The 19,182-nt window shown below is 63.6% G+C and carries 20 protein-coding genes; 9 read left to right on the top strand and 11 right to left on the bottom strand.

Annotation, left to right across the window (positions count from 1 at the left end; genetic code table 11):
• Positions 1-37: 37 nt before the first annotated feature.
• Positions 38-514 (bottom strand): 30S ribosomal protein S7, encoded by a 477-nt coding sequence (gene rpsG / locus ASILVAE211_RS10360; protein WP_227321217.1) that lies wholly within the window; start codon positions 512-514, stop codon positions 38-40.
• A 12-nt stretch (positions 515-526) separates the two neighbouring features.
• On the bottom strand, positions 527-898 hold the full coding sequence (rpsL, locus tag ASILVAE211_RS10355) for a 30S ribosomal protein S12 (protein ID WP_011631258.1): 372 nt from the start codon (positions 896-898) through the stop codon (positions 527-529).
• 436 nt (positions 899-1,334) lie between these two features.
• On the opposite strand from rpsL, the gene ASILVAE211_RS10350 reads away from it, so the two are divergent.
• Together ASILVAE211_RS10350 and ASILVAE211_RS10345 are read left to right on the top strand one after the other, a co-directional pair.
• Positions 1,335-2,903, top strand: a complete 1,569-nt coding sequence (locus ASILVAE211_RS10350; protein WP_227321216.1) for a glycosyltransferase family 61 protein — start codon at positions 1,335-1,337, stop codon at positions 2,901-2,903.
• A 518-nt stretch (positions 2,904-3,421) separates the two neighbouring features.
• Positions 3,422-4,702, top strand: coding sequence for a porin (locus tag ASILVAE211_RS10345; RefSeq protein WP_227321215.1), 1,281 nt, complete (start codon positions 3,422-3,424; stop codon positions 4,700-4,702).
• A gap of 115 nt (positions 4,703-4,817) precedes the next feature.
• Here the strand turns inward: ASILVAE211_RS10345 and ASILVAE211_RS10340 are convergent, their stop codons facing one another.
• From ASILVAE211_RS10340 to ASILVAE211_RS10330, 3 genes are read right to left on the bottom strand one after another with little or no spacing between them, the layout of a single operon-like run.
• Complete coding sequence (locus ASILVAE211_RS10340) at positions 4,818-5,459, bottom strand: glutathione binding-like protein (RefSeq protein ID WP_227321214.1); 642 nt, start codon at positions 5,457-5,459, stop codon at positions 4,818-4,820.
• 36 nt (positions 5,460-5,495) lie between these two features.
• Positions 5,496-7,268 (bottom strand): ABC transporter ATP-binding protein/permease, encoded by a 1,773-nt coding sequence (locus ASILVAE211_RS10335; RefSeq protein ID WP_227321213.1) that lies wholly within the window; start codon positions 7,266-7,268, stop codon positions 5,496-5,498.
• Positions 7,269-7,305: 37 nt separating this feature from the next.
• A complete protein-coding gene (locus tag ASILVAE211_RS10330) occupies positions 7,306-7,614 on the bottom strand; it encodes a DUF3253 domain-containing protein (protein WP_227321212.1) in 309 nt (102 codons plus the stop codon).
• Between the two features lie 153 nt (positions 7,615-7,767).
• On the opposite strand from ASILVAE211_RS10330, the gene ASILVAE211_RS10325 reads away from it, so the two are divergent.
• Entirely contained in the window at positions 7,768-8,622 is an 855-nt protein-coding gene (locus ASILVAE211_RS10325) for an EAL domain-containing protein (RefSeq protein WP_227321211.1), read from the top strand.
• Here ASILVAE211_RS10325 and ASILVAE211_RS10320 read toward each other — a convergent pair.
• On the bottom strand, positions 8,619-9,110 hold the full coding sequence (locus tag ASILVAE211_RS10320) for a disulfide bond formation protein B (protein ID WP_227321210.1): 492 nt from the start codon (positions 9,108-9,110) through the stop codon (positions 8,619-8,621). The genes ASILVAE211_RS10325 and ASILVAE211_RS10320 overlap by 4 nt on opposite strands.
• Before the next feature lie 140 nt (positions 9,111-9,250).
• Between ASILVAE211_RS10320 and ASILVAE211_RS10315 the strand changes: the two genes are divergently transcribed.
• Genes ASILVAE211_RS10315 through ASILVAE211_RS10305 form a run of 3 tightly spaced genes read left to right on the top strand, consistent with a single transcriptional unit; the run spans position 9,251 to position 11,731 of the window.
• A complete protein-coding gene (locus tag ASILVAE211_RS10315) occupies positions 9,251-9,829 on the top strand; it encodes a DedA family protein (protein WP_227321209.1) in 579 nt (192 codons plus the stop codon).
• Entirely contained in the window at positions 9,826-10,956 is a 1,131-nt protein-coding gene (locus tag ASILVAE211_RS10310; protein WP_227321208.1) for a Maf family protein, read from the top strand. The genes ASILVAE211_RS10315 and ASILVAE211_RS10310 overlap by 4 nt, the downstream gene beginning before the upstream one ends.
• Before the next feature lie 28 nt (positions 10,957-10,984).
• Entirely contained in the window at positions 10,985-11,731 is a 747-nt protein-coding gene (locus ASILVAE211_RS10305; protein ID WP_227321291.1) for a TlyA family RNA methyltransferase, read from the top strand.
• Positions 11,732-11,746: 15 nt separating this feature from the next.
• Here the strand turns inward: ASILVAE211_RS10305 and ASILVAE211_RS10300 are convergent, their stop codons facing one another.
• The 3 genes from ASILVAE211_RS10300 to fabI form a co-directional block, all read right to left on the bottom strand.
• Positions 11,747-12,994: a hypothetical protein gene (locus tag ASILVAE211_RS10300; RefSeq protein ID WP_227321207.1), complete on the bottom strand. Its 1,248-nt coding sequence runs from the start codon at positions 12,992-12,994 to the stop codon at positions 11,747-11,749.
• Positions 12,995-13,065: 71 nt separating this feature from the next.
• The gene (aroC, locus tag ASILVAE211_RS10295; protein WP_227321206.1) at positions 13,066-14,151 is read right to left on the bottom strand and encodes a chorismate synthase; all 1,086 of its coding nucleotides are present in this window, start codon (positions 14,149-14,151) and stop codon (positions 13,066-13,068) included.
• A gap of 26 nt (positions 14,152-14,177) precedes the next feature.
• Positions 14,178-15,020: an enoyl-ACP reductase FabI gene (gene fabI / locus ASILVAE211_RS10290; protein WP_227321205.1), complete on the bottom strand. Its 843-nt coding sequence runs from the start codon at positions 15,018-15,020 to the stop codon at positions 14,178-14,180.
• A 234-nt stretch (positions 15,021-15,254) separates the two neighbouring features.
• Between fabI and pdxH the strand changes: the two genes are divergently transcribed.
• Positions 15,255-15,857 carry a pyridoxamine 5'-phosphate oxidase gene (gene pdxH, locus ASILVAE211_RS10285; protein ID WP_227321204.1) on the top strand — a complete coding sequence of 201 codons (603 nt, stop codon included), beginning with the start codon at positions 15,255-15,257 and terminating at the stop codon, positions 15,855-15,857.
• 63 nt (positions 15,858-15,920) lie between these two features.
• Positions 15,921-16,781 carry a universal stress protein gene (locus ASILVAE211_RS10280; RefSeq protein ID WP_227321203.1) on the top strand — a complete coding sequence of 287 codons (861 nt, stop codon included), beginning with the start codon at positions 15,921-15,923 and terminating at the stop codon, positions 16,779-16,781.
• Between the two features lie 120 nt (positions 16,782-16,901).
• Here ASILVAE211_RS10280 and ASILVAE211_RS10275 read toward each other — a convergent pair whose 3' ends face one another.
• Both ASILVAE211_RS10275 and ubiA read right to left on the bottom strand, forming a co-directional pair.
• Positions 16,902-17,555, bottom strand: a complete 654-nt coding sequence (locus tag ASILVAE211_RS10275; RefSeq protein WP_227321202.1) for a class I SAM-dependent methyltransferase — start codon at positions 17,553-17,555, stop codon at positions 16,902-16,904.
• Entirely contained in the window at positions 17,555-18,454 is a 900-nt protein-coding gene (gene ubiA / locus ASILVAE211_RS10270; protein WP_227321201.1) for a 4-hydroxybenzoate octaprenyltransferase, read from the bottom strand. Before ubiA ends, ASILVAE211_RS10275 begins: the two co-directional genes overlap by 1 nt.
• On the opposite strand from ubiA, the gene ASILVAE211_RS10265 reads away from it, so the two are divergent.
• Positions 18,453-19,178 (top strand): 16S rRNA (uracil(1498)-N(3))-methyltransferase, encoded by a 726-nt coding sequence (locus tag ASILVAE211_RS10265; RefSeq protein WP_227321200.1) that lies wholly within the window; start codon positions 18,453-18,455, stop codon positions 19,176-19,178. The genes ubiA and ASILVAE211_RS10265 overlap by 2 nt on opposite strands.
• The last annotated feature ends 4 nt before the right edge of the window (positions 19,179-19,182 follow it).

Here is a 19,182-nt window from a genome sequence, read left to right as displayed (position 1 = left end):
AGCCGACTTGCTACCGACGTGTCAGGCTGAACTAATGTTACCAGCGATAGTGGCTGAAAGCCTTGTTGGCTTCGGCCATACGATGGGTATCTTCACGCTTCTTCACGGCGGCGCCGCGATTGTTGACCGCATCCAACAGTTCGTTGGAGAGCCGGTCTTCCAATGTGTGCTCGCCGCGCTTGCGGGCCGAGTCGATGATCCAGCGGATCGCCAGAGCCTGGCGACGCTCGCTGCGGACTTCCACGGGCACCTGATAGGTGGCACCGCCAACACGACGCGAGCGCACCTCGACGGTGGGCTTCACATTGTCCAGGGCTTCATGGAACATGCGCACCGGGTCGGCACCGTTGCCGCCGCGACGCTTCAATGTGTCCAGAGCACCGTAGACGATGCTTTCCGCAGTGGACTTCTTACCGTCGTACATCAGCACGTTCATGAAACGTGTGATGACGATGTCGCCGAACTTGGCGTCCGGGAGAATTTCGCGCTTAACCGCGCGGTGACGACGAGACATAAACCGACCCTCTTACTTCGGACGCTTCGCGCCATACAGCGAACGGCGCTGACGACGCTTGGCGATACCCTGAGTGTCGAGCACGCCACGCAGGATGTGGTAGCGGACACCGGGAAGATCCTTAACGCGGCCGCCGCGGATCAGCACGACGCTGTGTTCCTGAAGGTTATGACCTTCACCAGGAATGTAGCTCACAACTTCGTAGCCGTTGGTAAGACGCACCTTCGCCACCTTACGAAGCGCCGAGTTCGGCTTCTTCGGCGTGGTGGTATAAACGCGCGTGCAGACACCGCGCTTCTGAGGGCATCCCTGCAGAGCCGGTACCTTATTGCGCGCCTTGTTGGGTTCGCGCCCCTTAGCAATCAACTGGTTGATCGTCGGCATAGACCTCGTTTCCGATCTTCACATCCCACAGGGCCAACCTCCGTTCGCACAAAAGGCCGCAGGACAAGGGCAAAGCCTTGCGAGCGGTCAATGTCCTCGCCGCGGTCTGAGTCAGAAACCAGGTTTCCGACGGCTCCGCAGCTGCGGCAATTACGAATGGTGGCTTGAACCCAAACACTCAGTCTGGGGTCCGGCCGAGGGCGCGATACCTACGGGCCGGGGTCCGCAGAGTCAAGCGCGCTACGACAGTTCAAGCACGCAATTGCCCCCGCAGGCCGGGGAGGTGATATGCATCCGTACCGCACCACGGCTAGAACGCCAAGAGGCGCAGCCGTGACACCTTCATCGTCATCCCCCAGGGGCGGGACGCTAGGGTATTGGCAAGACACGGTACTGCGGCGATTGAACGATAGGTTAGGAATAGAGTGTGGAGCGCATGACCCCTTCAGACCCGATCGCGGCCGCACAAGCCGACGCAAGCCCCGCTCCGCGCCCAGCTAATATGCTCGCGCATATCAGCGCCCGTGGCGACGTGCGCGGCCATGACGGGGTCTGGTTGGGCGAGCCCGGCAGCGGAAATGCGATCGAGGCGGTGCTGCTCGCGCCGGCCGGCAAGGGACCGCCCCAGCTCAATCCAGCGCCGGAATACCAGATTGTTTACAGGGGTGGCCTCAAGACGCCCTGGACCGCCGCCGGACAGTCCTGCGGCAGCCAGGGTTATGGCCTGTCGGCGCACAGCATCCGCTTTCGCCTCTCCGCCGAATCCGCCCCCTTTTTCGACTGCCGCTACGATCTGAGCTTCACCGACGGTAGCCAACAGATAGACCTGCCGGCGACGGAGATTGCATTGCCGCCGCCGGGCGCCTCTCTCGCGGCCGTGCGCCTGCACATCACGCCGCGGCCGGCCGCGCCTTACATCGTCCTGACCGATATCGATCTCACGCAAAGCCTGCCCTGGCCGGAACACGGCACTGCGGGGCAACCCTTCCTGCGCTTGCGCCTATTGTCCCCGGCTTTCGGCACAGCCGCCCCCAGCATTCGCCACGGCGCGCAGATTGCCGCCGAAATCTGGTCCGGCCTGAACCGATCCTACGGGCGCGGGGTATTCCCCGGCCGCACGCTGTCCCTGCGGGAAGTCCCGGACGCCACGATCCTCCCTTCAGGTCTGATCTTCGACCGTGACCTTAATCACGTGGCCATTCCCGGCATTGACGTGACGGCCGAGGCGGTTGCGGAAGGACGCGAAGCCGCAGCGACCGCTGCCCAGACGGGCGGCCGCCGGGACATCGCGGAGCTGAGCCTGCTGTGCCGCGCCCAGCCCGCCATCCCAGGCGCCGGGGCCGGTCAGCTGGCCGTGATGCTGGGGCAGGCCTGGCTGGCCCAGAAGATGCTGGGACGGGCCCTGGGGCGGATCATCGTCCAGCCATCGCCGCTGGCCGATCGGATGCGGGAGGCCCTCCAGGGACCGGCGCTCCACCCCACGAACCTCACTGTGCTGGATCATCAGCCGACGCGATGCCAGCGGCTTATTCTGATCGACGGCTTGAGCGACCCGGGCCTTTATCAGTCTCCGCTCTGCCTCGCGGCCCTGCGTCAATTGGCTGAGCCCATCCCGGCCGTGGCACCGCTGAAAATTTTTGTGAGCGAGACGGACCCGACCGCCGCACCACGCAATCAGGAAGAGATTGAGGCCACTTTGCGCGAGCAGGGCTTCGCCATCGTCGAAACACGAGGCATGACGCTGCCGGAGCAGATTGCTTTATTCAAAGGTGCGACCGTGGTGGTCGGCGCGTTCGGCGAAGCGCTGGCCAATATCGGCTTCTGCGCACCCGGCACGCGGGTAGTGGCACTCGGCGCCAGCACCGCCACGGAAACCACCTTATGGTTTCTTAGCCAGCACGCCGGGCTTGTCTATGAAGAGATCCGAGGCCAACCCGCGTCCGACGGCCCCCAGCCGGGCTTTACCCTGAGCACGGACGACATTGCCTATCTGGCAGCGCTTTAGACTTCGTCAGCTTTTGATTGAAACAGCGTCATACCCGCGAAAGCGGGCATCCCCGGCGGCGGGCCTCAAGACGGTTGAAGGTGATTCAAGCCGAGGCTGACTAACGCTAGGCTTCATATCCGGGCCACTCAAACCATCCGGCCAAGGTCGCAGCGCCGGATGGTTTGCGATGTGCGCTTGGCGCCGGCGCGGCAGCAGGTCCGGCAGAGGACATCTTCTTGGTATATTTATTCTGAATAAGCATCAATAACATCATATGTTATGATGTGTTATCAATTATAAATAGACATGGCGCAATGCAATGCAAATTCCCGTGATATCCATATCGTCACAATCATATCATTCATAACAACACATCGAAATGTGTGACAACTTAGCAACATCCCTGGATATATCTACGTTCTTCCTGTTGCAGTTAAGTCGCGCCAGGACTAATCGATGTTCAGTTTCGTTGAGCGTTTGATGAGCCGCTGGCGTTCAGTGGGGGAAACGAACAACGCTGATTGGGAGATAAAAAAATGCGGAAATTGCTGTTAGGCTGTGCGGCGACGCTCACCGGCATGATCGGCTACGCGGGCCTTGATGCGGCTCACGCGCAGACCGCGGCCACCAACCTTTCCCCCGGCCAGGTTTCGGTTCGTCTGAATGGACGCGTCAACTGGTACGCTGGCATTGAATCGTCATCGATCGACAGCAACAGCTCAACCGGCCAGAAGACCTCCACCGACAGCTTCCTCGGCTATATGCGTCTGTATCCGGGCTTCGACGGCGTTGCCGCGAACGGCCTGCATTACGGTGCCGCCGCCGAAATCCGCATGAACAGCGGCCAGTCGGCCAGCGACGAAACGCTGTATGTCTTCCAGGCCTATGGCTATCTCGGCCTGCCGCAGCTTGGCCAGGTCAGCTTCGGCCAGCAGAACGGCCCGTCCGTTCTCTTTGAGACCGGCTTCTTCGAAGGCTTCAACGACGGCGGCTGGAACGGCGATATCGAAGGCATGGTGCCGGCGGCCGCGAACCCCGTCTATCCCTTCCCGGACAGCGGCTCGGCCTATGATCAGGCGTCCGACAAGATCGTCTACCTGTCCCCCACCATCTCCGGCTTCCAGCTGGCCCTCGGCTTCACGCCGAACCAGACGGCCTCGAACTACGCCCCGGCCGTCACCTCCTCGGCGACCCCGATTTCGGGCGGCATGCCGCGTAACATGCTCGACATCGGTGGCCAGTACACCGGCAAGTTCGGCCCGCTGGGCGTGCAGGTTGGCCTTGACTATACAACGGCCGGCCAGGTCGCGAATACCGGCGATCCGGAAGGCGTCACCGGCTACAAGAACATGAGCATCTTCACCGGCGGCGCGACGGTGACCTATGGCGGCCTGACCATCGGCGGCAATGCCGTAACCGGTGCCTTCAACATGGCCGACGGCTTCACCTTCCAGCTGGAACCCGATGGCGGCAGCAAGGCCACCGGCTTCCTGGCCGGTGCGCAGTATACGATGGGCCCCGTCGTGTTCGGCGGCAGCTTCTTCCGCTTCAACCAGACCGGTGACCTGCCGGGCGGCATCGATACCGGTTCGGGCGCGACCATCACCTCCGCCGGCCTCACCACCGGCCAGCAGCAGAACGACGGTGTGGCCGCCGGCCTCACCTACACCCTGGTGCCGGGCGTGAACCTGTTTGCCGACTACCTCTATGGTATTCGCCAGCAGGGTGGCTACAACTTCGAAACCGGCAATGCCGGCACCGAACACAACCAGATCCAGTCCCAGCTCTTCGGCGTCGGCACCCAGATCCAGTGGTAATGACCTGACCGGGACGAAGGGCGGCATCGCTGCCCTTCACCTCTGGCCAAGACTGAAAAAGCCGGACCGTGCTGCTGCACGGTCCGGCTTTTTCGTATGGGCTCGCTATGAACGATCAAGGTTTAGGCGGGTTGACCTTCTGCACCTGGGCATAGGCACGCACCGTCGCGGGGCGCGCCTTGATGGTCTCATGCCAACGCTTCACATGCGGAAAGTCGTCCAGATTCTGGCTTTGCCGCTCATGCGAGACGATCCAGGGATAGCAGGCCATATCGGCGATTGAATAATCCCCGGCCAGGAAATCCCGGTCGGCCAGCCGGCGGTCCAGCACACCGTAAAGCCGCCCCGTCTCCTTGATATAACGGTTCTGGGCGTAGGGAATTTTTTCGGGCGCGGCGTGGTTGAAATGGTGGTTCTGCCCGGCCATCGGCCCCAGACCGCCCATCTGCCAAAACAGCCATTCCAGCGTCGCCACCCGCTCCCGCAGATCGCTGGCAATGAATTTTCCGGTTTTCTCGGCGAGGTAGAGCAGGATCGCACCGGATTCGAACACCGAAATCGGCGCGCCACCGCCCGCCGGCGCCTGATCGACAATCGCAGGGATACGATTGTTCGGCGCGATTTTCAGGAAATCCGGCTGAAACTGCTCATCGCGGCCGATATTGACGGGCAGGATGCGGTAGTCGAGCCCGGCCTCTTCCAGAAACAGCGTCACCTTATGGCCGTTCGGCGTCGTCCAGTAATAAAGATCAATCACGCGATGTCTCCCTCATGATCTGGACCTGCGGCCCGCCTATTCGGCGGGCGCGGCCAGAATTGTCGAATCGGATTCGATTCGTCCCTTCGCCAGCACGATTCGGCGGTCATGCAGGCGCGCGACCGACTCCCGATGCGCGATCGAGATGAGGGTCGTCTGGGGCAGGCGCACCCGCAGCAGCGCATACAGGGCGATCTCGGCCTCGGGATCCAGATTCGCCGTCGCCTCGTCCAAAAACAACCATTCCGGCTTGGCGAGCACGGCCCGCACGATCGCCAGGCGCTGCTGCTCACCGCCTGACAGAACCTGCGACCAGCCGCGCTTCTCTTCCAGTTCCGGCAGAAGATGGGCGAGGCCGCAGGCCGTCATGGCCTCGGCCAGAACCTCGTCAGGCACAGAAGCCGGGTCCAGCGGATAGGTCGCCGCGCGGCGCAGCGAGCCGAGCGGCATATAGGGCCGCTGCGGCAGGAACAGGCTTTGGCCGGCCGGCAAGGTGATCGTCCCCTGGGCATAAGGCCAGATACCAGCCAGCGCCCGGAACAGCGTCGACTTGCCCGAGCCCGAGGCGCCGGTGATGACGATGGACTGGCCGGCGGCGACGCGGAACGTCGCATGTTCGATCAGCTTTTGTCCGTTCGGCAGCGACAGGCTGACATCGTCCAACACCACGGCCTCACCGTGCTGGTCGCGAACGGCGCCGTCCGGCAGTTTGACATGCGCGGCCTCGATCGAGCGGTGGAAGGTACCCAGACGTTCGACGGTCGCACTCCAGGACGCGATATTGGAATAGTTCGAGACCAGCCAGGACAAGGCGGACTGCACTTGCCCGAAAGCGTCGCTGATCCGGGTCAGCACGCCCAGCGCGATGGCGCCGGAGAAATAGCGCGGTGCGGCAACGACGATCGGAAAGATATTCGCGATCTGGCCGTAGCCCGTCGTCAGGAAATTGAGGAACCGCGTCCGCCGCATGATCGCCCACCAGTTTCCGACGACGAAGCCGAAGCGGCCGTTCAGCGCGCCCCGCTCCTCCGCCTCACCGTGATACAGCGCCACGCCCTCGGTATTCTCCCGCAGGCGCATCAGGGCGAAACGGAAATCGGCTTCCACCTTCTGCTGATTGAAGGTCAGGCGCACCAGCGGCCGGCCGATCAGATGGGTCAGCCAGGTGCCGACGATGGCGTAGATCAGCGCGACCCAGACCATATAGCCGGGGATGGTGACGCCCAGCAGGGTGATGGAGCCCGAGATGGTCCAGAGGATGCCCAGGAAGCTGAACAAGGTGACCACGTTGTTCATGAGATCGAGGCCGAGGCTGAGCGTGCTCGTCACGAAATTCGCGATATCCTCGCTGATTCGCTGGTCGGGGTTGTCTGTCCCGTCCACGTCCAGCTTGGACGTCAGGCTCATGCGGTAATAGGTGCGGTCGCCGATCCAGTCGTCCAGATAGCGGGCGGTCAGCCAGCGCCGCCAGCGGATCTGCAGCCATTGGCTGAGATAGGTCGCATAGACCGCGACCAGGATATAGACGGCGGCGATTTCGCAGAAGCCGGGCAGAAATCCATGCGCCGTCTTCTTGTAGAGGAAGATTAGCTGCGTGAAGGACGTCCAGTCCTTCGACTGGATGGAATCAAAAAAGGCGCCGTTCCAGAAGTTCAGCATCACCGTCATCCCGACCAGGGACAGGTTCAGGGCAATGGTCGAAACCAGCAGGATCAGCGCGCTCCATTTCTCCTCGGACCGGAAGTAAGGGATGGAGAGATACCAGGCATCCCGTAGCACGGGCCCCACACGGCGCATCGTCTGGCGCATTCTTGATCCTATCGGCTAACGGGATGCTGGAGGGCGATTACTGGCTCTGCTTAAGCCGGAGGCGGATGACGCCCTTCATGTCGGCCGGGACGATCGCTTTGCCGTGGCGCAGAATTTCGATTTTATCCTGTTCCGCCAGTCGACGGGCGGCGACGCGAACATGCGTCAGAACCGGGCGCCAGTTTTCCGACAGAGACATGGCCACATCCGCTGGCGTGATGGACTTGCCGTCCGGGGTCTTGCTCAGCCTATCGAGGATTGCGACCTCGTAGCTGTTCGGCGCCTTTTTCTTGGCCTCGGACTCGGCGGCTGCCGTTTCATCCGCAGGACCGTTCAACTCATCCATGACTGCAAAATATTCCTGATGTAACGCTGAGGCGGACCTTAACCACGCGCGCCCCGGACAGTCACGGGTTGGGACTTATCTTTTACGTTAGAGAGCAAGCTGCGGAACCGCTCGGGCATCGAAAAGCGGGGCTATTTACAGGCCAGTAATATCTTGGCTCCTAGCCTCCATCCGGTTTGCCCCTCCCTTGATCGCGCTCTTCGAATTGGGCGTTCCCTCTCCAGAAGGCCCAACGGCACCCGCACTGCTGCGGACCGGCACCCGCAGGCCGAATTGCGGAAAACCGTGACACGCGACGCTCTTGTCCTGGATTATCAGCCCCGCCACTGCCTGCGCACCGGCGATCTTCTGGCCGTGGAAGCGATTCTGCGCTGGCCTATGCGGCGGCTTGGCAGCGCCACCGGGCCCAACCTGCCCACCACCCCGGATCGCGGCCTTGCCCGCATGTTGAGTGAACTGGTCCTGCACGCGGCCTGCGCCGAAGCCAAAACCTGGGCACGGCCCGATATCCGGATTTCCGTCAAGCTGCTGGGCCCGCAACTGAGCAGCGAGGATCTTTGCCGGCAGGTGCGCACCGCCCTGGCACAAACCGGCCTGCCACCGGAATCCTTGGAAATTGCTATCCCCGAGCAATTGGCCTTTCGTCTGGATGACGATGCCGCCACAGCCTTCGCCGGCCTGCGCGATATCGGGGTCAATCTGCTGCTGGATGAATTCGGCCATGCCGTCGCCAGTCTGGTCGCGTTGCGGGATCTGCCGTTGACGGCCCTCAAATGCGACCGCCTCATGCTGCGTGGACTGCCGACCGACCACGAAGCCTTGGCGCTGACCCGTGCCGTGATCGAGACATCCCATGCCATCGGCCTCTCCGTCTGCGCCGACGGGGTCGATCAGGGCCGCCAGCGCGCGACGCTGGAAGCTTTGGGACTGGACGAGGGCCAGGGCATGATCTTCAGCCCGCCTCTGCCGACAGCCGAGATGCGCCTTTACCTACAGCGGCTGCGCTAGGCCGGCCGACGCATCAGGCAAACCATGACCACGACGAAACAGGCCGTCGCATAGATCAGATCCATCGTCGTGAAGGAGACAGGCAGGCCGGGGATCAGGAAATTCGGCGCGTCGCAGGGCTTGGCCGGGGTCGCCGGCAGATTGTTCATCAGCGTGCTGAGATTGCCCTTGAAGATATTGGCGGCACTGCATTCCGGCAGCGGGCTCGCCCATAGCTTCTGCTCGACCCCGACATGCAGGCCGGCCAGACCGATGGCGGCCAGAAAATCCAGCACACCGAGCCAAAGCAGGAAACGGCGCAGCGGCTGCGGCACAATCAAGCCCAGCACGCCGATCAAGATGGCAATGCGATAGGGCCAGCGCTCCCAGTAGCAAAGTTCGCAGGGCGCCATGCCCAGCCCGTATTGCGACCCATAGGCGACAGCGAGCGCGGCTGCCCCCAGCAGCAGGACGATCAGAGCGGTCAGTCGGTCCTGGGCAAATCTCATATTTGTCTTATGAAACGCGGCGCCGGCTATGCCAACTGGCCTGCCCTGACAGCACATCTTCATAATCCGCTTGGTTTTGAGCAGCTTTCGCGCGATACGCTGCCGGGATTCATGATGAACCATTCGACAGCTCTGCATTCATGACGGCTATCCTCGTTTTCGTGACGGCAGCGCTGCGGCACCCTATCCTGCAGGCGCTTTCGGTCATCGGCGCGACCTTTATCCTTGAGGACGCCGCAACCGTCGTTACGGCGATCCAGGTCCAAGCCGGAACTATTTCTCTCGCGGTCGGCCTCGGCGCGCTTTATGTCGGCATCGTGTTGGGTGATATCGGCCTTTACGGCATGGGCCGGCTCGCCGCCGTCATTCCGTGGATGGAGCGGTTTATTCCGCCCCGACGCCGCGATATGGGCCGGGACTGGCTGAATAGCCGGCTCGCAAAAGTGATCCTTATCAGCCGCTTCTTGCCTGGCCTGCGCCTTCCCACTTATACAACCTGCGGATTTCTTGGCGCGTCCTTCCTGGTCTTCACTTTGACGGCGATCGGCGCGACTTTGATTTGGACTAGCCTGCTATTCAGCGTCTCGATGAAGCTCGGGCACTATATCCTGGCCTATCTGGGCGCGTGGCATTGGGTCGGCATCGCTGTCCTGTGCATTGTGCTCCTGGTTGCCAGCCGTCTGGTTGCCCGGCAGTTGAGAGGAAAAGAGACGACGTGAGCGATATTCAGCTAGCTTCGACGCCTCTTTCGCGGCTGCGCCGCTCGGGCAAGCCATCGGCCGTCCCCTCTGAACGCATAACGTCCTTCTTTGAATTCTGGCCGGGCTGGATCGCCTATACGCCCATCGTGCTGCAATGGATCGCGCTCGGCATCCGCTACGGCAATCCGATCCTGGCGACGGCTGCCAACCCGACCATTGAGGCCGGCGGCCTCTGCGGCGAATCCAAGCAATCCATCCTGGATCAGATCACCGGCTCGTCGCGGGACTGGGTCGCGCTTTATACCGTCTGCACCAGCGGCGCCTATGCCGAATCCGACGATCTCGGCATCGCAGAAGCGGCGATGCGGACGGCGGACCTGTCCTACCCCGTGGTTGTGAAACCCGATATCGGCTGCAACGGCACCGGCGTCTGCCTGGTCGACAATCGTGCCGATCTTGCCCGCTACCTCGCCGCCTTTCCGCGCCTTACGCGCTACATGCTGCAAGCCCTGATTCCCCATGAAGGCGAAGCCGGCGTTTTCTACATCCGCCGTCCGGGCGAAGAGACCGGCACCATCACCTCGCTGACACTGAAATCCTCGCCCGTTGTCGTCGGCGACGGCACTTCCAATCTGCGGGACCTCGTGATGGCGGACCCGCGCTGCGCCCAGGTGCCGCATCTCTATCTGCCGCGCCTTGCTTCCCGCCTGCATGAAGTGCCGGAAGCCGGCGAGCGCGTGAAGCTGGTCTTCGTCGGCAACCACTGCAAAGGCTCGACCTTCAAGAACGGCGTCAAGCTGATCTCCCGCGAGCTGACCGAGCGGATCGACGCCATCGCCCGCTCCATCCCCAATTTCCATTTCGGCCGTTTTGATATCCGCTATGACCACGCTGCCAATCTCAGCGCCGGCGAAGGCTTCCGCATTATCGAAATTAACGGCGTCGGGTCGGAGGCGACCCATATCTGGGATCCCCAGACGACGCTGCGCGAAGCCTATGCGGCGCAGTTCTTCCACTACCGCTCGGCCTTCGAAATTGCCGCCGCCAATCGTGCTGCTGGGCACAAGCCCACAGGGTTCTTCACCCTGCTGCGCATGTGGCGAACCCAGAAGCGCCTTCTGGCCTCCTATCCCGCCAACGACTGACACAGCCCGCATGACCGTGCCTGCCAAAATCCGGCGCCTGCGGGCGGACCGGCTGCTTGTCGATCGCGGCCTCGTGGACAGCCTGTCTCGCGCCCAGGCGGTGATCATGGCGGGGCAGGCCTATCTGGACACCCGCCGCATCGACAAGGCCGGCGACCTTATCCCCGAAAACGGCGCCATCAGCCTCAAGGGTCAGGACCATCCCTGGGTGTCCCGAGGCGGCCTAAAACTGTCTCATGGCCTGGCGCATTTCGGCTTTTCCGCCGATGGACGCACGGCCATCGATGTCGGCGCCTCCACCGGCGGCTTCACGGATGTTCTGCTGACCCACGGCGCGGCGCGCGTCTATGCCGTCGATGTCGGTCATGGCCAGCTGGCCTGGAAGCTGCGCAGCGACAGCCGTGTCGTGGTGATGGAGAAAACCAACGCGCGGCTTCTCACGGCCGATCAGGTGCCTGGGCCGATCGAGGCCCTGGTCTGCGACGCAAGCTTCATCGGCCTGCGGTCCGTCCTGCCTGCCCCGCTCGCCCTTTGCGTGCCGGGCGCCTGGGCCATCGCTTTGATCAAGCCGCAATTCGAGGCGACGCGGGCCGAAATCGGCCCGAAGGGCGTCATCACCGACCCGGCCATCCGCGCGCATTACTGCGCCGAGATAGAGACCTGGTGGAAAGGGCTGCCGGGCTGGACGGTACAGGGCATCGTCGAGAGCCCCATCACCGGGCCGGAAGGCAACCACGAATACCTGATCGGAGCGACCTTTCAGCCCGAAGATTGACCGGACAGCGGCCGATCAGAGCGAGGACAGGATCGCGGGCGCGAGGGCAGAAATCTTGGCCGCCGGATGGGCCGGGTTGCGGAAGCGCAGCTCCCCCTCGGCCGCCGCGTCCGGCCCGGACAGGCCGAACATTTCCATGCGGCTGTAGCAGGTGACGGCGACCACATTGCCGGCCTCGTCGGCTGTCATGAAATGACGGGCCGCGCCTTCCAGCTCCAGACTGTCCATCAGGCCGCGCCATTCCGGCCGGTCGATATCCTCGACGAAGATCGAAAGAATGGCCGGACGCTCGGCGGAAACGCGGGCCAGCGCCCAGCGGCTGAGTTCGCTCCGCAGCAGCGCCGCCACATCGTTGCGGCGGCCGGCGCGGGCCGCCATGGCCCAGATGCCCTCAGCGCAGGCCGAAACCGAAAAATGGGCTTCCGGCCCAAATTCCCGCCGCAGGCGTCCCATCAGATTTTCGACCGAGGCATTATTGCCGGACAGAACCAGAGGCTCGATGCGCAGCACGGCATCCTGATCCTGATCCAGCCGCGCGCCGGATTGCAGCATGGCGACGACACGGTCATGCAGCTGGGTCTGCATCGCCGCTTCCTTGTCGCGCAGGCCGGCGGCCAGCGTCATCTTCAGCAGATAGCGGCCCGGACGCGCATTCAGCCAGGGCTTCATCTGGCCTTCGACGCGGTCGCAGAGTTCCGCCCAGGCGAAGCGATGCACGTCGCGCCCAGCCTCAGCCGACATCGTTTCGCAAATGCATTCGACTTCGGCACCGTCGCGGCTGAGCAGCAGATCGTAACGCGCTTCCTGTTCCAGCCCAGCATAGATCACGGTGAATCCGCGCGCCTGCTGCAAAGCGGCGGTGCGGAAAAGATGCAGAAGATCGACCAGCCGGCCCTCTTCCTGCAACGCATCCTGCAGGCGCGATTGCAGTCTTGCCCGACCGGCAGCGCTGAAGCTGCCCGCCGCCAGAACCAGTTCCGCCAGAATGGCATGCAACCGCTGCTCGGCAACCGAAGGCGCCGGCGCGCCGCCCGCACCGTCACGGCCGCGCATCCGCTCTATCGCGAATTCCAGAGCGTGGCGCTGCTTCAGCAGACCGCCGACACGGTTGGCCGCAGAGGCGCGCGCCGACAGATCCGCGATGCGCGCGGTCCATAGATCGCCGCCGGCCAGCAGAACGAACTGATCAACCACAGGCAAAGCGGAAACCGGAAAATCTTGAGCCGTCTGCTGGAGAGTCTCGGGCGAAAGTGCTTGGGTCATGTGGCAGCGATACGCGATGCGGCCTCAAGCCTCAATCAATCCCCGCAACACAGAGTTGTGAGAGCGAAACCTTAACCGAGGCGGGGGCCGTTCTGCGCACGGTCGCGCAGCAGATGATCGGCCAGCACGCAGGCCATCATCGCCTCGCCCACCGGCACGGCGCGTATGCCGACGCAGGGATCGTGCCGCCCTTTTGTCGAGACCTCCGTTTCCTCGCCGGCCTCATCGACGGATCGGCGCGGAATGAGAAGCGAGCTTGTCGGCTTTACCGCGAAACGAACCACAACGGGCTGGCCGGACGAGATGCCGCCCAGGATGCCGCCGGCATGGTTCGACAGAAAGGCGATGTTCCCATCAGCGCCCATGCGCATCTCATCGGCATTGTCTTCCCCGCGCAACGACGCCGCCGCGAAACCGTCACCGATCTCGACGCCTTTCACGGCATTGATGCTCATCATGGCGCTGGCGAGATCGGAGTCGAGCTTGCCATAGATCGGCGCGCCGAGACCGGCCGGCACGTTGTCGGCCACGATTTCGCACACTGCGCCGATGGATGACCCATCTTTGCGAATTTGCAATAATTCCTGTTCCCAGGCGATGGCGGTCTCGGCGTCCGGGCAGAAGAAGGCATTCCGCTCCACCGCATCCCAGTCCCAGCGTGCGGGCTCGATCCGATGCGCGCCCATCTGCACCATGGCGCCGCGAATGACGACGCCCTCGCCCAGCACCTTCCGCGCCACAGCGCCGGCCGCAACGCGCATCGCGGTCTCCCGCGCCGATGACCGGCCGCCGCCACGATAATCCCGGATGCCGTATTTCAGATGATAGGTGAGATCGGCATGACCAGGCCGGAAGCTGCGCGCGATATTGCCGTAATCCTTCGAGCGCTGATCGACATTGTCGATCATCAGGCCGATCGGCGTGCCGGTGGTCACGCCCTCGAAGACGCCGGACAGGATGCGCACCTGATCCGGTTCCTGCCGCTGGGTCGTGAAGCTGGATTGGCCGGGACGGCGCTTGTCCAGATAGGGCTGAATATCCGCTTCCGTCAGCGCAATGCCGGGCGGGCAGCCGTCAATGACGCAACCAATGGCGGGACCATGGCTTTCGCCCCAGGTCGTGACGCGGAAGAGATGGCCGAAACTGTTATGAGACACGCGAAATTCCGCCCGGCCTTCGTGTTTTAGCCCGTGACGGCGGCGATATCGGGCGCCGCCGGGTTTTTCATGCCGACGACGTGATAGCCGCAATCGACGTGATGCACTTCGCCTGTCACGCCGGTGCTGAGGTCGGACAGAAGATAAAGGCCGGAACCGCCGACATCCTCGGTCGTGACATTGCGCATCAGGGGCGCGTTCAGCTCGTTCCATTTCAGGATATAGCGGAAATCACCGATACCGCTGGCGGCCAGCGTCTTGATCGGGCCGGCACTGATGGCATTGACGCGAATATTCCGGTCGCCGAGATCGGCGGCCAGATAGCGCACCGAGGCCTCCAGCGCGGCCTTGGCCACACCCATCACGTTATAGTGAGGCATAACGCGCTCGGCACCCAGATAGGTCAGCGTCAGTAGCGAACCGCCATCGTTCATCATGGCAGCGGCACGCTGCGACACGGCAACGAAGCTGTAACAGGAAATATCCATCGCCTGCAGGAAGGCGGCCCGCGGCGTGTCCAGATAGCGCCCGCGCAGATAAGCCTTGTCCGCCCAGCCGATGGCATGGACCAGGAAGTCGATCTTGCCCCAGCGCTTCTCGACCTCGGCGAAGGCCGCGTCGATGCTGGCTTCGTCGGACACGTCGCAGGGCAGCACGATATCGGCGCCGATGCTTTCGGCCAGCGGGCGCACACGCTTCTCCAGCGCCTCGCCCTGGTAGGTGAAAGCAATCTCCGCCCCCTGGGCGGCGCAGGCGGCAGCGATGCCCCAGGCGATCGAGCGATCATTGGCAACGCCCATGACCACACCGCGCTTGCCGGCCATAAGCGTGCCTTTGGGCGGTTGGGGGGCCGAAGCTTCTTGAGACATGGGCGACCTCATTCAGATAGGACAGCGACGGACAAACCGATAAGGCCCCGGCCAAAGCGTGAAAGCAATGACCGGGGTGGAAAACCGCCTCGTGACACAGGCTGGGGGGACGGGACAAGGGGACGCTGCTCTGCACGCTGTGGAGCCATCGCCGCGCCTCGCTTGGCCGAGCCCGCCGGGCAGGCCAGAATGGCGCATATTTCGCCCGGCCAGAAATAAGGACAGCGCCGTATCATGTCTTCCACGACAGTATCGGATACCGATCCCTTCCGCCTTCTGACCGATTGGCTGGCTGAGGCCAAGCGCACGGAAATCGCCGACGCCAATGCCATGACGCTGGCGACGTGCGGTGCCGATGGGCAGCCCGATGCGCGCATTGTGTTGCTCAAAAGCCACGACGAGCAGGGACTTGTCTTCTACACCAATTACGAAAGCCGGAAGGGCCAGGAGCTGGCCGAGAATCCGCGTGCCTGCCTGAATTTTCACTGGAAGACGCTACAGCGCCAGGTGCGCGTGCTCGGCCGGGTCGAAAAGGTGGATCCGGTCGAGGCGGACGGCTATTTCGCCTCCCGCCCGCGCATCTCCAAGCTTGGCGCCTGGGCGTCCGACCAGTCCCGGCCGCTGGCGGAGCGTTCCGTTCTGGAAGCGAGGCTGGCGGAGGCCGAGGCGCGCTTCCCCGACAACAATGTCTCGCGCCCGCCCCATTGGTCCGGTTTTCGGGTCGTGCCACTGCGATTCGAATTCTGGCGCGAAATGCCTTACCGTCTGCATGACCGGCTGATCCTCAGCCGCGCCAGCGAAACCGGCGCCTGGGAAACGAGCCGCCTCTTTCCCTGACCCTGACGTTACGGCACTAGCCTTACGACAACAGAGACCCCGAGACGGAACGGACTGATCCACATGCCGCTGCGCAAGGTTATCCTGCTTCTGAACGAAACCGCGGCGGGGAAGGCTGCCCTCGATACGGCGCTGGACACGGCGCGCCTGTGGCAGTCGCACCTCACGGTTCTGCATGTCCGCGTCGACGCGCGCGACGTGGCGCCCCTGGCCGGTGAAGGCCTGTCCGGCGCCATGATCGAAGACATGATGGTGGCGACCGAGAAGGAAAGCGCGGTCCGCGCCCATGACGTGCGCGTGCTCTTCGAGCAGGCGGTCAATACGCATGGCGTCACCATTGGCGAGCCGCGCAGCGGTGTCGCCACCGCCAATTTCGTTTCCGTCGCCGGGCGCGAGGAAGAAATCATCGCCCAGCAGGCGCGTCTGGCCGACCTCACCGTGATCCCGCATCCGGAAGCCGGGCAGGATGTTTCCTCCTCCGACGCGCTGCATGCCGTGCTGTTCGATTCCGGCCGCCCGGTGCTGCTGGCGCCGGCGACGCCGCCGGCGAGCATCGGCCGCCGCATCTGCGTCGGCTGGAACGGCACCGCCGAATCCTCTTCCGCCGTCCAGGCCGGCATTCCCTGGATGAAGAAAGCCGAGACGGTGCGCATCCTGACGTCAGAGGATTATCAGCGCCGTGGCCCGGGCGCGGCCGACCTGGCGGCCTATCTGGCGCTGCATGACATCCGGGTTGAGGTTGCGACCTTCCGCGCGATCGACAAGAATGTGGGTGCCGGGCTGATTGCCGCCACGCGCGAATTCGGCGCCGATCTGCTGACGATGGGCGCCTATTCGCATTCGCGCCTGCGCCAGCTCATTCTGGGCGGCGTCACCCGCCATATCCTCGAAAATTCGGACCTGCCGGTGCTGATGAGCCGTTAAGGCTTCAAATGTGTCGCCCGCGTGCTTGTCACGCGGGTCTACCCGTTTCGGCGCCCAAACACCGTCTGGGCGCCGAAACGGGTAGATGCCCGGCATAAAGCCGGGCACGACAATTGAGAGTCAGGCGGCTTCCAGCCGGAACACCGTCACCGGGCGTTCCTTCGTATCCTCAAGCTCCAAAGTCGTGGGCACCATCATCCGCTCGATGACCTCCATGCCCTGGCGCGGCAGATAGGCGCGGCCGGGGTCGGCGACCCAGACCTCCGCCCCCGCCGTCACCATGGCGCGCAGCCAGGGCAGAATATGCCCGGTCATCGGTGCCTCGTAACAGACGTCGCCGCATAAAATCAGATCCCAGCGGCAGGCGTCCCCCACCACGTCCCGCGTCTCGGCGATGACGGAAACCCCGTTCTCCGCCGCGTTCAGCAGAGTAGAGGCAATGGCCAGCGGATCGATCTCGGCGGCTTCCACGGATGCGGCACCCGCCTTGGCGCAGGCGATGGCCGCCAGGCCGCAGCCGGCCGCGAAATCCAGCACGCGCTTGCCTGCGACGAGATCGGGCCTGTCGAGAATGATCCGCGCCAGCGCCTGACTGCCCGGCCAGGCGAAAGCCCAGAAGGGCGGTTCGATCCCGGTTTCCGCCAGCCAGGCCTCGGTCGCCTGCCAGATCGGGGTGATCTCGGTCGCAAGATAGAGGGAAATTTCGGGCACGATGGCCGCCGCCGACAAGGCCGTATGCGCGCGGAGAAAGGCTTCGGAGTCGGCAATCGGCATCAGATGCGGCCAGCCAGGAACGAGAGAGCCACGGCAAGGCCGACCCACTTATTGCTTTTGAATAAAGCCAGGCACAGCGGCGCATTATTGACGTCCAGCCCGGTCACCTGCCGTGCCAGCATCCAGGCCGGCAGAATCAGCACGGGCAGAAACCACAGCGACAGATGCGCAAGACTGCCGGCGACAAGCAGCAGCACCACAACAAGCCCGTAGCAGACGGCGAGGAAGGGCACGGAGGTTTCGGCGAAGAGCCGGGCCGTGGAACGGACGCCGACAAGCGCGTCATCCTCCCGGTCCTGATGGGCGTAAATCGTGTCATAGCCCAGAATCCAGAAGAAGACGGCGGCATAGAGCGCCAGAGCGGCCCAGCTGAAATGCCCGGTCGCGGCGACATAGCCCAGCGGCGCGCCGAAGCCGAAAGTAATGCCCAGCATCGCCTGCGGCCACCAGGTCACGCGTTTGGCCGCCGGGTAGAGCGCGACCAGGATAAGCGAAGAGACGCCCAGAATCTGGGCTGCGTGATTAAGGCTGAGCAGGATGGCGAGGCCGATGGCCAGCAGCAGCACCAGGAACCCCAAAGCCTGCCGCATGGACAAAGCGCCCGAAGCCAACGGCCGCCCGGCCGTGCGTTCCACCAGGCGATCGATCTTGCGATCCCACATATCGTTCACGACGCAGCCCGCGCTGCGCATGACGACTGAGCCGATGGCGAAGAGGATGATCAGGCGCAGGCTGGACCAACACGCCGCACGCGGCAGCAGAATGCTCCACAGGCCGGGCAGAAACAGCAGCCAGGCGCCGATGGGACGATCCAGCCTTGCCAGGATGACATAGGGGACGAGGCTGGTTGGGAGCTTGCCGACCCAGCCGCCACGTTCGATATCTGTATGCGCCGTCATGACAGATCTATCCGCCCCACCCGATACCGGGTCCATTCGCCTTTACGTCCAGGCCGATCTCGCGCCCGGCAAGCCTGTCCTATTGGACGAAGGCCAATCGCGCTACCTCGGCACTGTCATGCGTCGCTCGGCGGGCGACAGCCTGCGGCTGTTCAACGGCCGCGACGGCGAATGGCGGGCGGTCATCCGTGAAACCACCAAGCGTGGCGCGCGACTGGAAGCGGAAACGCTGATTCGCCCGCAGGTGCCGGAACTCGACCTCTGGCTGCTGATTTCCATCATCAAGCGCGAGGCGCTGGAATGGGCGGTGGAAAAGGCGACCGAACTCGGTGCTGCCGCCATCCTCCCGGTCATCACCCAGCGCAGCCAGCCGGCCCGGCCGAATCCGGAACGCCTTCGCGTCATCGCAACGGAAGCAGCCGAGCAATGCGAGCGTCTGACCGTGCCGGTGGTCCATGCGCCCCAGCCGCTTGACGGTTTGCTACGACAATGGCCCAATGAGCGGGCGCTGATCGCCGCCGTGGAACGGGACGATGCAGCGCCGCCTCCGCCGCCGATATCATCGGCGGCCGGTCTCCTCATCGGGCCGGAAGGTGGCTTCGATCCCCGGGAGCTTGACGCATTGCGCCGGCTTCCGTTTTTTGTGCCTGCGTCGCTCGGCCCTCGCATTCTGCGGGCAGAGACCGCCGCTATCGTGGGTCTCGCCTTGCTGCAGCGCCCATAGCCAT

It is taken from the genome of Acidisoma silvae, assembly GCF_020618775.1.
Classification (GTDB): Bacteria; Pseudomonadota; Alphaproteobacteria; order Acetobacterales; family Acetobacteraceae; genus Acidisoma; species Acidisoma silvae.
The sequence above is the reverse complement of the archived record's forward strand: the minus strand, read 5'-3'. Positions and strand labels throughout refer to the sequence as shown.